The organism is Pelorhabdus rhamnosifermentans, from assembly GCF_018835585.1.
Classification (GTDB): Bacteria; Bacillota; Negativicutes; order UMGS1260; family UMGS1260; genus Pelorhabdus; species Pelorhabdus rhamnosifermentans.
The window spans coordinates 23,584-39,642 of the sequence record NZ_JAHGVE010000007.1 but is presented as its reverse complement, the minus strand read 5'-3'; the positions used below and the strand labels follow the sequence as shown (position 1 = coordinate 39,642).

Here is a 16,059-nt window from a genome sequence, read left to right as displayed (position 1 = left end):
TTTTCGTCACATTAAACTATACCTTCATTATGAGACAAAGACGAAAAAAAAGAAAGCCTAGCCTTCCGTCCATTCACTTTTCGTCCAAAATTCAGTATAATTTAATATAATAATTATGTCAGTAACCTAGGAGCGTGAATACATGTTAACGCGAAGCAACCTTTACGTTGAGTTGATCTTATTTGTTGTCGCCTTTTTTTGGGGCGTTAATCCAGCTGTCATGAAATTAGGTATGGCCGATATTCCTGTCCTGTCCTATAATGCCGCACGGCTGCTTGTAGCGGTCATGGGCGCCTGGATCGCCGTAGGAATAAGTAAAACCTATCACCCTATTGACAGAGAAGACTATAAAAAGCTCTTTATGGTGAGCGCTGTGGGCTTCTTTTTATTCCAATATCTCTTCTCCATGGGCGTACAATTGACAACGGCCGGAAACTCGTCGCTATTACTGGCACTGCTCCCCGTAAGTGTGGCCTTAATCAATTGGGTACTGCGACTAGAAAAAATTTCATTCATGATGAGTTTGGGTATCCTCTTTTCCTTATTCGGCGTAGTCTTGATTATTGTTGGTTCTGGAAAAAAGCTCAGCTTATCAAGTGAGCATCTGATAGGTGCCCTTTACCTTTTAGGAGCGCAGGCTTTTTACGGCTACTACACGATTTTTTCCAAAGATCTTTTGAATAAATATTCATCTTATCTCATCTCGGCCTGGATTTTTACTATTACTACAACAATATTTTTCATTCCAGCCTGTTATGAAATGATTCATTTAAACTGGAGTCGCATCTCACTGACAGGATGGTTAAGCACGGTGTTTTCCGGTGCATTCCCCTTATGCATTGGCAATTTCTTATGGATTTGGGGTACGGGCAAAATTGGCAGCACAAAAGCCTCACTATATAACAATATTGCGCCCATATTTGCCGTGGCTTCCGGATATGTTCTCCTTAATGAGACATTCAGTCTCGTACAATTTTCCGGTGCTGCCGTTATCTTTTTCGGACTCTATCTCACGCGCATAAAAAAAGCAGCTATCTTTTCTCGATCCTAATGATCAGAAAGACAGCTGTTTTTTTCAAGCTAACCCCGCCATGCCGCAAAGCCACTGTTTTGAACCTGCCCCAGGCAGGTGGGTAAAGGCCGGACTGTTTTTTGTGTCCTCTTATCATAACAGGCATACAATCGGCAGTTCGAGCGCTATTCCCGTAGTTAAAGTGTTGGCTCAAAACATCAGCATTATACGTACACAGCAGGAAATGCATTTCATTTGCTAAGTTCATGTTATCAAATTTTCCGGCAACTTGCAAGTACTCTCATTAGACAATTTTTGCTATTTTTGTCGAATTATTTTTTCTTAGCAAGCAGACTTGTGCGAATAGAAAGTTCGCGTAATTGCTTATCAGCAACTGTAGAAGGTGCTTGTGTCATCGGATCAATAGCACTCTGCGTTTTCGGAAAGGCAATAACGTCACGAATAGAAGAACGCTTAGCCATAATCATGACCAATCTGTCTAATCCAAAAGCAATGCCGCCATGAGGCGGTGTACCAAATTCAAAGGCTTCCAGTAAGTAGCCAAACTTTTCAACAGCTTCTTCTTTGCTTAAGCCGATAGCGCCAAAAATTTTTTCCTGCAAATCCCGACTATAAATACGAAGGCTGCCGCCACCAATTTCCGTACCATTTAAGACCATATCATAAGCTTTGGCTTTAATCTTGCCAAGTTCACCTGTTGTAAGGTAAGGAATATCTTCATCACGAGGCGACGTAAAGGGGTGATGCATGGCAACATAGCGTTTTTCTTCTTCGTTATATTCGAACATGGGGAAATCAACAACCCACAAAAAGCTCAGTTTATTAGGATCAATCAAGTCCCGGCGACGCGCCATTTCGAGACGCAATTGGCCAAGCGCAGCAGCAACTACAGCAGGTTTGTCCGCAACCATTAATAGAAGGTCACCTGTTTCGGCTTGAGCCGTCTTACCAATGGCATCAAGCACTTCGGGCGCGAAAAATTTAGCAATAGGTGATTTAATACCCTCTTCAGTGTAACAAATCCAAGCCAAACCTTTGGCACCATAAGTTGCCACATAATCTACGAGACCATCTAATTCACGACGTGGAATAGCCGCATAACCCTTGACATTAATCGCTTTTACCTGTCCACCTGCTGCTAAAATATTATCAAAGACTTTAAAGTTTGAACCCCGTACATTATCAGAAATATCGATAAGTTCCATACCAAAACGCATGTCTGGTTTATCACTGCCAAAACGAGCCATAGCATCATCATAGCTTAACCGCAGAAGTGGAGTCGAAATTTTCGCATCTACGCATTTTTCAAATAACGTACTAACAAGACCTTCCATAATATTCAAAATCTCATCGCGGTCAATAAATGACATTTCAACATCAAGCTGCGTAAACTCAGGCTGACGATCTGCCCTGAGATCTTCATCACGGAAACAACGGACAATTTGGAAATATTTCTCCATACCAGCAACCATCAACATCTGCTTAAAGAGCTGGGGTGACTGTGGCAAAGCATAAAATTTACCAGGATTCACACGACTGGGAACAAGATAGTCTCGCGCGCCTTCTGGTGAACTTTTCGCAAGCATCGGTGTTTCAATCTCACAAAAACCCTTCGAATCAAAGAAATCCCGCATAATCTTAGTTACTTTGTGACGTAACATCAAATTGTACTGCATTTCCGGACGGCGTAAATCGAGATAGCGATATCTTAATCGAACATTTTCATCGACATCAATATTATCCTGAATATAAAAAGGCGGTGTGTTTGCTGCATTTAAGATGCGTAACTCCGCTCCATACACTTCCAGCTTGCCTGTCGGCAAATGTGGATTGATTGTCGCTGCATCCCTCAGTTGTACTGTCCCTTTTACAGCTAGAACATATTCACTTCGAACACCTTCAGCCTTCTTAAAGGCTTCCAGGTCATGATCAGGCGAAAAAACGACTTGCATAATACCCGAACGATCACGTAAATCAATAAAAATCAACCCACCATGATCACGGCGGCGTGAAACCCAGCCACATAACACAACTTCCTGTCCCTCGTGGGCTGTCGTAACTTCTGTGCACGAATGACTTCGCTTTAATCCTATTAATGTATCCATTTTCAATCCTCCATCTCAGCTTCTATGAATTGAGCAGCATTCGCCAAATCAACAAGTTGCTGCTCGCTGGATTTCATGTTCTTCATTGTCACCTTGGCATTTTGAATTTCTTCAGCACCTAAGAGCGCAACAAACTTCGCATGACGCTTATTAGCCTGTTTCATTTGCGCCTTCAAACTGCGCTGCATGGTATCTAAATCAGTAGCCAATCCACGATTTCTAAACTGTAGGGCTAAATGAAAGGCTTCCTCAATGGCGGCCTCATTTTGGGCGACAACATAAACATCCAATTTTTCTTGCGCCGTGGGAAGCAAATCTTGTTTCTCCAGCGCTAAAAGAACCCGCTCCAGTCCAATAGCCAGTCCAATGCCCGGCGTCATCGAGCCGCCACATTCAGCAATCAATCCGTCATAACGGCCACCGCCACATACAGCGCTTTGCGCACCAAGAGGTGGATACTGAATTTCAAAAGCTGTCTTAGTGTAATAATCAAGACCTCGCACTAACCTTGAATTCAGCAGATAAGAAATGCCGGCTGCACTTAACAGTTGTTTTAGCCCTTCAAAATGGTCGTGACATTCTGGGCAAAGACATTCTGACACTTCTGGCGCACCTACAGTAAGGGCCGCACATTTTTCATTCTTACAGTCCAATATACGCATGGGATTGCGATCATAGCGCGACTGACAATCGGGACAAAGTTCAGATACCTTGTCTTTTAAAAAAGCCTGCAATTTTTCGCGGTAAACAGGACGACATTTGGGGCACCCCACGGAATTGATATAAAGAGTAAGATCCGTAAGACCTAACTTATGAAAAAATTCCACCGCTAAGGTAATAATTTCAGCATCAATTAATGGACCTGCTGAACCAATGGCTTCAATACCAAACTGATGAAACTGACGAAGCCGCCCCGCTTGGGGACGGTCATAACGAAACATCGGCCCAATATAGTAAAGTTTGTTCGGTACAGAATCAGCATACAGTTTATTTTCCAGATATGACCGCACAACAGCTGCCGTATTTTCTGGCCTGAGTGTAATGCTGCGCTTACCGCGATCCATAAAGGTATACATTTCTTTTTCTACAATATCCGTTGTTTCACCAATGCCCCGCAAAAATAGCTCCGTATGCTCAAAAATAGGCGTTCTGATTTCATCATAAGCAAAGGTACGACAAACTTCACGCGCTACCTGCTCTACATACTGCCAGTGGCTGCTATTCACAGGCAAAATATCTTTGGTTCCTCGCGGCGCTGTAGTCAACATGGTAAAACCTCCTTCTATTCCATAAAAAGGGTTCCGGCGCAAAGTCTCTCAAGCAATGTTCGCCGCTTAGCAAGATACCTGTCCAGATCTTTTTGATAATATACTACATTTTTTGCATGATAACAGCTTTTCAATCGGTGGGTCTTGTCCACAACCGCCTTGGTTGTTGCACCCGGGCCAATTCCAATGACCGTTTGCCGTTCCTCCATCATTTGAATATTGTAATAAGACAAATGAGGCTCCTTAGCATAGCCCACATTTTCCAGATTGCCTACCATATTTTTCTGCCTGTACAAATAATAAGGTTTCATGTGCATACTCGCCGCAACAGAAGCGGCCTTGTCTATCATTCGTGTCACTACACTCGGCTCAGGTAAATCTTCCAGAGTAAAGAGCGGATCTGTCACAAGCAGTGATTGCAAATTTGAACCACGCTTGACAGAAAGCGTATGTACCGTCAGATTATCGGGATTTAATTGACGAATTTTCTCTAGTGTATCCGTCATATCGGCTAAGGTTTCCCCAGGCAAACCGGCAATGACATCCATGTTAATCAAGCACTTTGTTACAGAGCGAAATTCCATGAATATGTTTATTATATCCTGAATTGTATGGTTTCGTCCAATGCGTTTTAATGTTTTTTGCTGCATTGACTGCGGATTCACACTGACACGTGTCACATCATGGGCACCTAAGAGGCGAATTTTATCGTGATTCAGACTGTCGGGGCGCCCGGCCTCCACCGTTATTTCCTTCGTTTTAGGCCCCTTAAGATGCTGTTCAATCCAAACAAGCACCTGCTCCAAATCAGCCGTCGCCAGACTTGTCGGTGTGCCGCCGCCAACATAAATACTCTCAACCTCAAAGCCATGCCTTACAATACTTTGACTGGCATCACAAATATCAGCATGGAGAGCCGTAAGAAAGTTCTTAACTGCATCAGGCTGTGGCAAAGCCATACCAGGAAATGAGCAATAAAAACAACGTGAAGGGCAAAAAGGAATCCCCACGTAAACACTAATTTTCTGTGAGTTATTGTAAGTTAAGACCGATCTTTGTCTCAAGGCAATGTCCGTAACAAGCCGGGCCTTGGCAGCACTGACAGCATATTCATCGCAAAAAATACGTAAAACATCCGCTTCCGGGCGACCTTCATCAAGTAGTCTATGAGCAATCTTCGTCGGGCGAACCCCCTTCAAGATACCCCAGGGAGTCGGTGAGCATCCCGTGAATTCCGTAAGCAAATGGAACGTATTGAGACGCGCCACATGTTCTTTGCCAAAATGACAATCACTACCATCAATTTTTCTTTTCTTTTCACGTCTCACCCAAAGACCACGATCCCAAAAAGCACACTTTGTACTTACAATCTCTTCATATGAAATATGCTCAATAATTAGTTTGGACTCTGCTTCACTGCCTTCTTCAAAGCCAAAAACCTTCATCACATCGGCTGTGGCCTGATGCCCAAAAGAATTTTCACTCAAATAATACTGTTCAGTCACTGTTTGCGGCACTCCTGACAATAACCATAAAACTTCAGTTGATGATCGACAATGGTAAAATTACTTTTTTTCGCAATGGCCGTTTCCAATGATTCCAATAAATCATCTTCAAACTCTTTCACCTTGCCACAAGACAAGCAAATCAGATGATGATGGCAATGAGATTCATCATTCTTTTGTATTTCATAACGGCTACGACCATCACCAAAATCCATCTTGTTTAATAACTTTAATTCACTCAAAAGTTCTAAGGTACGATAAACCGTCGCCACACCAATATCTGACGCCAAAGGTTTCACAATCTGATGGACATCTTCAGCGCTTAAATGCTCCTCCGGGTGATTTAAAAAAGCCTGTAATATCATTTGTCGCTGTGGCGTCAGCTTACTATGATTTTGAGAGAGCTTTTGTTTTAACTCTGCTAATGTAATAGACATTGTTTCACCCCCTACCCCACAATTTGTAAATGCCGAATAAATACCCTAAGTAGCGCTGCAACAGGTACAGCCATCATCATACCGATAATACCAAACAGTTGGCTCGCGACTAACACACTAATAATCACAACAACGGGATGCAGAGCAATGGTATGCCCCATAATATTGGGTACAATCACATGACTGTCAAGCTGATGAACAACAACATAAAAGATTGTCACTTTCATGGCCAGTTCCGGTGAAATCAAATAAGCCAGCAGCACTGCTGGTACAGCACCAATAATCGGACCAATAATTGGAATTGTTTCTGTCAGAAAAGCAAGCAGTGCAATCACAAGGGGATAATCCACATCAAGCCAATAAAGTCCACAAAATACAGTAATCCCCATAATCACACTGATGAGTACCTGACCATGAAGATAAGCGCCAATTGTAGCTGCCATTTCCTGCAAAATGGATTGAACAAGGGTGCGATAACCAGGTGTGAATAAATGGATAATTGCCTGCTCCATGGCACATCCATCTTTTAAAAAATAATAGACAAGAACAGGAATCACAACAAGCTCTACGACATGAGAAGCTATTGAAAATACTGTAACAACCGTACGCTTGGCAAAATCAATGGAAAAAGCCGTTGCACTGGATAATCCCTGATCGATAATATTTCGAACATTGCTTGGTATATCCACATTATTTGCTCTTTCACCAACCACAAGGGCCAGTGTATGAAGCTGTTCAAAGATCAATGGCAAATTTTGAACAAACTTATTAAATTCATTCACAAAGGGCAAAAAAATAAAAGATATAATACTAAAAAACAATAAAAAACTAATAGCCATCGTAATGATAACGGCCAAACTGCGTGGAAATTTTCTGCGCCGTGAACTTAAAAAGGTACTTAACCCATTCACAAAGGGATTGAGAATGAAGGCAATCACAAGTGATAGAATCAAAGGAAGAAACACGCTAGACGCTTGATAAGAAACATAGAGACTCACGACCACAATAAGACCGCGTAAAAAGTTCGTACGAGCTAAAGACATGGCCACGCCCCCCCATTCATTATTCAGAATTCCTCTTGAATAAAGGGATTCATTTTTCTCTCCCAGCCAATGGTAGTCTCAGGACCATGACCAGGTAATACCTTCGTATCATCAGAAAGAGTCATTAACTGTTCTTGAATGCTGTGAATCAATTGTTGATGCGAACCGCCAGGAAAATCTGTTCGCCCCACAGACTCAGTAAATAGAGTATCCCCGCTAATCACAAGGCCTTCACCTACTAGACTAATACCGCCTGGTGTATGACCTGGCGTATGCCTGACGATGAATTTCACTGTACCAAATTGAATAACATCGCCCTGACAAAGCGTTTGATCGGCCTGATGAGTAGTAAAGCCAGGTCCCATAAACCCTGATAGGTTAAGCGAGGCATTTGTCAGCATTTTATTATCGGCTTCATGAATTAAAACGGGTGCTCCGGTAGCTTTCCTAACTTCTGCCAATCCCATAATATGATCGGCATGACCATGCGTCAAAATAAGATACTTCACCGTTAAATTCTCACGGCGCACCATCCGCATAATTTCATCAGCATTACCGCCGGGATCAATAATAGCGGCTTCAAGGGATTTCTCGCAATAAACGATGTAACAATTTGTTCCTAAATTGCCAACTTCCAGTTTGATTATCTTCACACACGACAACTCCTTTACCGAATAAACCTTATTACCTATTATGCTTAAAATAATTTGGTACTGTCAAGCAAAATACTCACCGGGCCATGATTAACGGATGATACAAGCATTTCAGCCTGGAATTTTCCTGTCGCCGTAACAAGCTGCTTTCGGCACTGGGAAACAAAATACTCATAAAAATCCTGAGCTTTAACCGGAGATGCTGCATGATCGAAGCTGGGCCGTCGTCCTTTGCGGCAGTCACCATATAAGGTAAACTGTGAGACAACAAGCAACTCGCCACCTACATCTTTAACAGACAAATTCATTTTGCCTGACTCATCAACAAAAATACGTAGATTCGTAATCTTATCAACAAGATAGTCGGCATCTTTTAGAGTATCACTGTCATGAACCCCAAGCAAAATAAGTAAACCCCCCTGGATTTGACCGATTACTTGTTCCTCAACACTCACTGAGGCACTGTCCACAAGCTGTACAAGCGCTCTCATGCACTCCCTCCTATTCCGCGAACAGACCGCTGCACTGTATAAACGTCTTTGATCCGGCGAATCTTCGTCATAACCAGTTCTAACTGACTGACATTTTTTAATTCGAAAGACAAGGTAATGACAGCAGACTTATTTTTATGCACCTTCGCATTAATTGTACTAATATTAATCTTCTCTTCTGATGAAAGTACCATAATATCGGATAATAAACCGGCTCGATCCGTGCCTGTCACCTCTACTGTCACAGGATAAACCTGATCAAGCGACACATCCCAAGATACTTCAATCATTCGCTCAAATTCGGCTTGATTATTTAAGATGTTGAGGCAATCGGCACGATGAACAGACACGCCGCGTCCCCGCGTAACAAAGCCGATAATTTCATCGCCTGGTACAGGATTACAGCACCGCGCCAAACGCACAAGCAGTCCGTTTTCGCCTTTTACCAGCACACCATGACTGGCTTTGCTTGGAGTCCGCTTGGGCTTTAATTCCGTCATGAGCTGCATTAAGTCAGGCAGTGTCGTACTTTTTTGTTCTTTTTTATAGGAATCAACAAGCTTGGCCATTACGGCATGAAGTGTATGCCCGCCATAACCTAACGAAGCTAAAAGTTCATCTGTAGTCAAATTGAATTTTTTTGCCACTTCAAGCACTCGATCACTCTTGCCTAATACGCGCCAGTCATAACCAAGCTTCTTTGTTTCTTTCTCAAGCATTTCATGGCCCTTGGCAATATTTTCTTCGCGTTTTTCTTTTTTAAACCACTGCTTTATTTTATTACGCGTTTCCGATGCTCCGACAATATTCAGCCAATCACGACTGGGGCCATTCCCCTGCTTCGTTGTTATCACTTCCACAATATCGCCGTTTTTCAGCCGATATTCAAGAGGTACCATCTTTCCGTTTACCCTAGCACCGATACAACGATGGCCCACATCCGTATGAACGCGATAGGCAAAATCAATGGGCACCGATCCGGCAGGTAAATCAATGACATCCCCTTTGGGTGTAAAGACAAACACTTCATCAGCAAATACATCGAGTTTTAACGTTTCTACAAACTCACGAGGATCGCGAATTTCCTGTTGCCACTCCAAGAGCTGCCTGAGCCAGGATAATTTCTGATCAAAATCCTTACTACCTGCTTTTCCACCCTCTTTATAACGCCAGTGGGCCGCAATACCATACTCTGATGTTCGATGCATCTCAGCCGTACGAATCTGAATTTCCAGAGGCTGACCCGATACGCCAATAACCGTTGTATGAAGCGATTGATACATATTACTTTTGGGCATAGCAATATAGTCTTTAAACCGATTGGGAATCGGTTTCCAAAGGGTATGAACCATTCCCAAAACGCCATAACAGTCTTTAATAGTATCCACAACCACTCGAATAGCTGACAGATCATAAATTTCACTTAAATCTTTATGACTTTTTTGCATTTTTTTATAAATACTGTAAAAATGTTTGGGCCGTCCCTGAATTTCCGCTTTTATTGCCACAGAATCCAGACGCTGCTTGAGTATTTCCACAGCCTGTGTAATATAAGCTTCGCGCTCTCTTCGCTTTTGTTTCACTTTTTCTACCAGTTCATAATACTTTTCTTCTTCGAGATAACGAAAAGCCAGATCTTCCATTTCCCACTTAATATTGGACATACCCAAGCGATGAGCAAGCGGAGCGAAAATCTCCATGGTCTCACTGGCAATCCGTTGCTGTTTTTCAGGCGGAACATGTTTCAATGTACGCATATTATGCAATCGATCCGCTAATTTTATCAAAACAACACGAATATCTTTAGCCATGGCCAAAAACATTTTCCGATAATTTTCTAATTGCTGCTCTTCTTTCGACTTATATTCCATACGGCTTAATTTCGTCACGCCATCCACTAAAAAAGCGACTTCATTGCCAAATTCTCTTTCGATTTCATCCAAAGTCACGGCCGTATCTTCCACAACATCATGAAGCAGAGAGGCACAGATAGTCACAGCATCAATCTGAAGATCTGCTAGAATTTTAGCCACACATAAGGGATGAATAATATATTCTTCACCTGACGCCCTTTTTTGACCTTGATGAGCATTATAAGCCACATAAAAAGCTTTTTCAACCAAGTCAGTAGGTGGTTCAGGTTGACTGGATTTCATTTGATTTAATAGTTCCAGCAGTTTTTGTTTGACATCTTTATCCATAGTAACACTCCACCTACCTGCGCTTTGCTTGCTTCATTTCCTGCTTAATACTCTGTTAACGTCACGATGCGATAATCTTTTAGTTTTTTACGCCCTTCTAAAAAGGCCAATTCGATCATATAGGCAAGACCCACAACCTGGCCCCCGAGTTTCTCAATAAGATGAATGGCAGCCAAAGTTGTACCTCCTGTCGCTAGCAGATCATCAGCAATCAATACTTTTTGTCCCGGCTGAATAGCATCCCGATGAATTTCCAAGCAATCCTTGCCATATTCGAGCGAATAGTCATAAATATACGTCGGTGCAGGCAATTTACCAGGCTTACGCACCGGAACAAAGCCCGCCCCAAGTGTATAGGCAAGGGGTGCCCCCACAGCAAACCCGCGGGCCTCAGGCCCAACTACAAGTTCAATATGTTCACTTGCAAACTGACTGGCAAGCTCATCAATGGCCTGATGAAAAGCCGGGCCATCTTTCATCAGCGTCGTAATATCCTTAAAACTAATTCCCTCTTCAGGAAAATTTTCCACTACTCTGATCTTATCCTTAAAATTCATCGTTTAAACCTCCCTAGTTTCTCTATCATAACGTAGTATGCCTCGGACATACCGGACGATTAAACCATTCTAATAACACTGAACTCGGTTGCTGCATTAAATTCTGAGCGAACTGATCAAATAAAGCTTGTTCATGAATGCCTTCCAGATAAGTCATGGAACAAGCAATATCAAGTTTATGCTCGGGTGGTGTCAGAATCGTAATGACTCGCATAATCCCCTGACGTTCCCTTGACAATAGCTTAAGTTCTTCAAGAATCTTCAGACAAACAGATACGCCCTCTTCACGGACCTCCTGACCAAAAGCCTGAACAATCGCCTGAGCTAATTCGCTGTTTGTTAAACGTACGATATGATGTTCATCGGCCTTATGCCGCAGAATGCGATAAACTGCCGCAACAAAATCACGGGAAGGCGCCCGATTGGAAAGAATAAGCTGATTCAATTCAATATCACGCCTGCCAAAGAGCAAATGAATAGCCCCTTCCCTTCCATCACGACCGGCTCGACCACATTGCTGATTAAAAGCCGTCCGATGAAAAGGCGAATGATATAACACAACATGCCGGATATCAGGCAAATCAATACCTTCCCCAAAAGCACTTGTAGCAACAATCGTTGTCAACTGCCCTTGACGAAACCAATTTTCCACCTTCGTCCGCCAGTCTGTGGTAAGACCCGCGTGATAGAAACCAATCTGCTGATCTTGCTCAGGCACAACTTGCCTAAGCTGACTGGCAAGCTCAAAAGCCTGTTTGCGGCTATTGACATAGATCAAATTCTTCGTGCCGCCCTTAAGTAAATCTTTTAAATAGCTTACCTTATCGATTTTTTCACGTGAATCTGTGATAGTCAAATTATTGCGAACTGTATCATCGATAATCAGATGATCAATTTGAAGAACGCGGGCAATCTGCTGGGCTGTTTCATCATCTGCTGTAGCCGTTACAGCTAATGTGACAGGATTCCCTAGTTCAGCTTGCACTTGGTGCAGTTTCTGATAAACAGGCCGCAATCGTTTCCCACTCAAAACAATATGATGACACTCATCGACAACAAAAAAACCAATCGTGTCACTTTTTTCTTTCAATAGGGGTAAATTCGCCATAATAAATTCCGGTGTAGCCAATAATAAATCGACCTTATCCGCCTGTAATGCAGCAAAAAAGTCCTGCTTCTCTTCTGACGTTAAAGTTCCTGTTCCCTTATATACAGTAAGACCTAAGCATGATAATTTTGTTTGAACGCCAAGGTATTGATCATTGACCAGGGCGCGCAATGGATAGACAATAATAGACATTTTTCCCTTACAAAGCGCTAGTGATGCAGCAAAGGATTGAAAAATGGCTGATTTTCCCCGTCCCGTCCCCATAACGACCAACGTATTGTGTCCGCCTTCAAGAGCGCGCAAGGCTTCTTGCTGACTGTGATGATATTCATGTTTGCCAAGAAGAACCTTACGAATGGACTGGCTTGCATCACAAGGCAGTGGTCTTAAACCGTCACCGCTTTGCTTATCGCTAACAGAATTTTTTACAAAGACAGCAATATTTACACCAAATAAGTCCTTGTTTTCACCTGTAACAGTTTGGACCTCTGCTTCATAACAAACGTCATCATCCATTCTTGGAGCCAATTTTTCAGCCAAGGGAGCCTTTAAATAGCCAATCTGCTTGCCTGCTAGCGTCGTAATAGCAATGGCGTTTCTGTCATAGCTATTGTTTTTTTCCCGGCACACACATAACTTTTGCCCGGATTCCAAGGTTCGAATGACTTGCTGCCGCCCTTCAAATGTCACGCCAACAACTTTCGTATGAAAAAAATCGGCCTGTTCAATGTTTTCATAAGGGTCACTCGCATCATGACAGCAAAAAAGTTCATCAATGTCGCTATGAGGCTCGTCAAGGCGAATATCTTGCGCTCGAAGCTGCAGGGTCTTGGTATTACGAAACACATTATATTCAGGAAAAAACGCCAAATCTACGGCTTGCTTTCCGGCCAGTCTGTCGGCAAAATCACCAAAACCAAAGGCAATTACCGGTTTTATACTATCCCTTTGCCCTACTTTTAACCGCAAATGCTGCTGTTTCTGACCAATCGGCTTGATTTCCCTTAGTAACACTTTCCGACAAGCAAAAACCGGCTTAGAATTTCCTGCGCCAAAGGGAGCTAAGCAGGATAATTCTTCCATAAAACGGTCTGTAATATCCGGAAGTCCCACATAGGCATCAATCCCAAGCTGAGGCAGATAATCTTGCTCTGATAAAGTATTCGCAGCATATTCATTTAGTTTTTCTTGTAAAGGAATAATATTTTCAGCTAAAATCGTAAGGCCTGCCGCCTGATGATGTCCACCGAACTGGACAAGCGTCTCAGCGGCAAAAGTTAACGCACTATGCATGTCAAAAGCCGGGATACTGCGGCAAGATCCCTTGCCAACGCCATCTTTAAGACTGATGACAATGGTAGGCCGAAAATACCGTTCAACAAGCCTGGAAGCAACAATACCAATGACACCAGGATGCCAATTGTCACCAGCTACAACAATGACTTTTTGCTTCGTCAAATCAAGGGTGCTCAGCTTTTCTTCAGCAGCAGTGAGGATCTGTTGTTCTACTTCCTGTCGCGTACGATTTTCAACCTCAAGCTCCTGTGCCAAATCTTGTGCAACCGCTTCCTCTGTTGTTGTAAGAAGCTCCACACCCGCCTTGGCATGGGCCATGCGCCCGGCAGCATTTAAACGCGGTGCCAAACGAAAGCCAATCATGCCTGTATTAACAGGCGCCGTTACCTGAGAAACCTTCATGAGCTCCTGAAGGCCCAAATTTTTTGTATCATTCATTTGCGCCAAGCCCTGTTTCACAAGCAAACGATTTTCCCCCGTAAGAGGAACAATATCTGCCACAGTACCCAGGGCAACTAAATCACAAAACGACAGTAATTTTTGCATATTATTGCTTACCTGCCGCTGCCATAAGGCCTGACAAAGTTTAAAAGCCACTCCCACACCGGAGAGTACTTGTTCTGGATAGGTTGAATCAAACCGTTTAGGATTAATGACAGCCACAACTTTGGGTAATTCTACATCTGGCTGATGATGGTCCGTAATAATCATATCAAAATCATGAGGCAACTCTTCTGTTTCAGCTAACGCATTAATACCGCAATCAACAGTAATGACAAGATGACAACCTTGTTCATAAATTTCCTCAAGAGCCTCGCGATTGAGTCCATACCCTTCTTTTTGTCTATCAGGTATATGAAAATTCGTATGGGCGCCAAACTCTTTTAACACAAGCAATAATAGTGAACAAGCTGAGATTCCATCTACGTCATAATCTCCATAAACCGTAATTAATTCACCTGTTTTAATTGCTCTTTCAATTCGTTCAACAGCCTGTTCCATATCATTTAGCAAATAGGGATCAAGCAAATTTTCAATATTATTATATAAAAAATCACGAGCCAAAGGCTCTTCTGTATAACCACGATTCATTAACACCTGAGCAACCGTTTCTGATACATCCAGTTGATGAGCCAATTCCTGCCGAATGTGGCAATTAATCTGTGGTATATACCATATTTTCTCGTTCTTTCCCATGTTTCTCATCCGTTCTACATCATCAGTAAGTTCCTCTTGCTCAATTGTATAAATTTCTCGAATGGTCTACAATAATCCTTCAATTTCGTCTCGACATTTTAAAATATAAGCGATAGGCTGTATAAATATTGAGTACAATCATCAGTAAACCGCTCACACTCATCCCCTGCAAAATGGTATAGATACTACATTGACTGATACTGTAAATACCAAACAGTGTAATAAGTGTACTCCAGCCGTTACTAATCCCCAAGAGCGTACCTACCTCTTTAATATTTACTTTCATGGCAGGTGCCATAGTATTTAAAAATAAGCCATAAAGGAAGAATGCAAAAATCGTCCTGCCCAGAGGTCCGGAAATCTTTTCTGCCAGCCCTAATAATGAATTGGGCCCCATAATATCTGCTGAATAAACGACAAGAGCCATAAGAAAGGTAAAGCAACCTTCAATTAATTTAGATAAAACAGCAGCCCCTATCACTTGATAGCCCTTTTTAGACAAGCAAGCACTCGCTTCCACCATCAGAGCGGGACGAATCCCCCCTGTATTATAACCAACGAAGGCGAAAACGAGTGTCCAATTGACAGGACCCCAAAGTAAGGTTTGCTGCCAAAAAGTCTGGGATAGCTGCATCATCCCCACAATAAAAAAAAGTGGAATAGAACAAACAGTTAAATACTTTGCAATAGCAAGTATCCAATTATGTAAGGATAAGGAGGACAACCAAAAAAACAATAATGAAAACAACATGGCCCATTCACTGGGAATGCCAAACACAGTATAAACAATAGAGCCAGAGAAAACACAACCTGTAAGAGCACTGGCTGGTAAAGAAATGGCCAGCATAGCCAATGCCAACCACCGCTTGCCAGCAAAAGCAAACAATTGTTTAATAATCACAAAAAGTTCTTCCTTGGCTGTCATACCCATCCAGGCTGATAGAGCCGTGATCATACTACTAATAAGCAAATAAGCCACAACAAGGGTGGTAAAAACGGGCGCACCATACAAAATAATCATATCAGGAACAAGGGCTAAGTTATTACCGGCAATATTCATTGACGCCAACAGTAATGCAGGTAGTAGCATCCACATGCAAATTGCACCACCTTTATCCTACAAGATATTATCAGACAGCGCTCTTGGTTCAATAAAAAAAAAATT

General features: G+C 42.5%; 12 protein-coding genes and 1 other RNA gene. 1 reads left to right on the top strand and 12 read right to left on the bottom strand.

Translation table 11 applies throughout. From position 1 onward, the window contains the following. Window positions 1-142: 142 nt before the first annotated feature. Window positions 143-1,051, top strand: coding sequence for a DMT family transporter (locus tag Ga0466249_RS09825; protein WP_215829281.1), 909 nt, complete (start codon window positions 143-145; stop codon window positions 1,049-1,051). Between the two features lie 28 nt (window positions 1,052-1,079). On the opposite strand, the gene ssrS is transcribed toward Ga0466249_RS09825, so the two are convergent. The 12 genes from ssrS to Ga0466249_RS09765 form a co-directional block, all read right to left on the bottom strand. Then, window positions 1,080-1,259, bottom strand: a non-coding RNA gene (gene ssrS, locus Ga0466249_RS09820) — 6S RNA. Between the two features lie 85 nt (window positions 1,260-1,344). Further along, a complete protein-coding gene (aspS, locus tag Ga0466249_RS09815) occupies window positions 1,345-3,138 on the bottom strand; it encodes an aspartate--tRNA ligase (protein ID WP_215829280.1) in 1,794 nt (597 codons plus the stop codon). A gap of 2 nt (window positions 3,139-3,140) precedes the next feature. Beyond that, entirely contained in the window at window positions 3,141-4,406 is a 1,266-nt protein-coding gene (gene hisS / locus Ga0466249_RS09810; protein ID WP_215829279.1) for a histidine--tRNA ligase, read from the bottom strand. A gap of 14 nt (window positions 4,407-4,420) precedes the next feature. Then, window positions 4,421-5,911 carry a coproporphyrinogen dehydrogenase HemZ gene (gene hemZ / locus Ga0466249_RS09805; protein ID WP_215829278.1) on the bottom strand — a complete coding sequence of 497 codons (1,491 nt, stop codon included), beginning with the start codon at window positions 5,909-5,911 and terminating at the stop codon, window positions 4,421-4,423. Continuing rightward, window positions 5,908-6,348: a Fur family transcriptional regulator gene (locus Ga0466249_RS09800; protein ID WP_215829277.1), complete on the bottom strand. Its 441-nt coding sequence runs from the start codon at window positions 6,346-6,348 to the stop codon at window positions 5,908-5,910. Before Ga0466249_RS09800 ends, hemZ begins: the two co-directional genes overlap by 4 nt. 11 nt (window positions 6,349-6,359) lie before the next feature. Further along, window positions 6,360-7,391, bottom strand: a complete 1,032-nt coding sequence (locus Ga0466249_RS09795; protein ID WP_215829276.1) for an AI-2E family transporter — start codon at window positions 7,389-7,391, stop codon at window positions 6,360-6,362. A gap of 23 nt (window positions 7,392-7,414) precedes the next feature. Then, a complete protein-coding gene (locus Ga0466249_RS09790; protein WP_215829275.1) occupies window positions 7,415-8,044 on the bottom strand; it encodes an MBL fold metallo-hydrolase in 630 nt (209 codons plus the stop codon). 44 nt (window positions 8,045-8,088) lie between these two features. Then, window positions 8,089-8,535 (bottom strand): D-aminoacyl-tRNA deacylase, encoded by a 447-nt coding sequence (dtd, locus tag Ga0466249_RS09785; protein WP_215829274.1) that lies wholly within the window; start codon window positions 8,533-8,535, stop codon window positions 8,089-8,091. Next, a complete protein-coding gene (locus Ga0466249_RS09780) occupies window positions 8,532-10,736 on the bottom strand; it encodes a RelA/SpoT family protein (protein ID WP_215829273.1) in 2,205 nt (734 codons plus the stop codon). Before Ga0466249_RS09780 ends, dtd begins: the two co-directional genes overlap by 4 nt. Window positions 10,737-10,780: 44 nt before the next feature. Then, complete coding sequence (locus Ga0466249_RS09775) at window positions 10,781-11,293, bottom strand: adenine phosphoribosyltransferase (RefSeq protein WP_215829272.1); 513 nt, start codon at window positions 11,291-11,293, stop codon at window positions 10,781-10,783. A 25-nt stretch (window positions 11,294-11,318) separates the two neighbouring features. Further along, window positions 11,319-14,894, bottom strand: a complete 3,576-nt coding sequence (recJ, locus tag Ga0466249_RS09770; RefSeq protein WP_215829271.1) for a single-stranded-DNA-specific exonuclease RecJ — start codon at window positions 14,892-14,894, stop codon at window positions 11,319-11,321. A gap of 79 nt (window positions 14,895-14,973) precedes the next feature. Further along, window positions 14,974-15,990: a hypothetical protein gene (locus Ga0466249_RS09765; RefSeq protein ID WP_215829270.1), complete on the bottom strand. Its 1,017-nt coding sequence runs from the start codon at window positions 15,988-15,990 to the stop codon at window positions 14,974-14,976. Window positions 15,991-16,059: the final 69 nt, after the last annotated feature.

What these genes read in the sequence shown, in the direction of transcription:
- Ga0466249_RS09825 (WP_215829281.1), top strand. Translation starts at nt 143, where the DNA reads ATGTTAACGCGAAGCAACCTTTACGTTGAGTTGATCTTATTTGTTGTC.
- aspS (WP_215829280.1), bottom strand. Translation starts at nt 3,138, where the DNA reads ATGGATACATTAATAGGATTAAAGCGAAGTCATTCGTGCACAGAAGTT.
- hisS (WP_215829279.1), bottom strand. Translation starts at nt 4,406, where the DNA reads ATGTTGACTACAGCGCCGCGAGGAACCAAAGATATTTTGCCTGTGAAT.
- Ga0466249_RS09800 (WP_215829277.1), bottom strand. Translation starts at nt 6,348, where the DNA reads ATGTCTATTACATTAGCAGAGTTAAAACAAAAGCTCTCTCAAAATCAT.
- Ga0466249_RS09795 (WP_215829276.1), bottom strand. Translation starts at nt 7,391, where the DNA reads ATGTCTTTAGCTCGTACGAACTTTTTACGCGGTCTTATTGTGGTCGTG.
- dtd (WP_215829274.1), bottom strand. Translation starts at nt 8,535, where the DNA reads ATGAGAGCGCTTGTACAGCTTGTGGACAGTGCCTCAGTGAGTGTTGAG.
- Ga0466249_RS09780 (WP_215829273.1), bottom strand. Translation starts at nt 10,736, where the DNA reads ATGGATAAAGATGTCAAACAAAAACTGCTGGAACTATTAAATCAAATG.
- Ga0466249_RS09775 (WP_215829272.1), bottom strand. Translation starts at nt 11,293, where the DNA reads ATGAATTTTAAGGATAAGATCAGAGTAGTGGAAAATTTTCCTGAAGAG.
- recJ (WP_215829271.1), bottom strand. Translation starts at nt 14,894, where the DNA reads ATGGGAAAGAACGAGAAAATATGGTATATACCACAGATTAATTGCCAC.
- Ga0466249_RS09765 (WP_215829270.1), bottom strand. Translation starts at nt 15,990, where the DNA reads ATGTGGATGCTACTACCTGCATTACTGTTGGCGTCAATGAATATTGCC.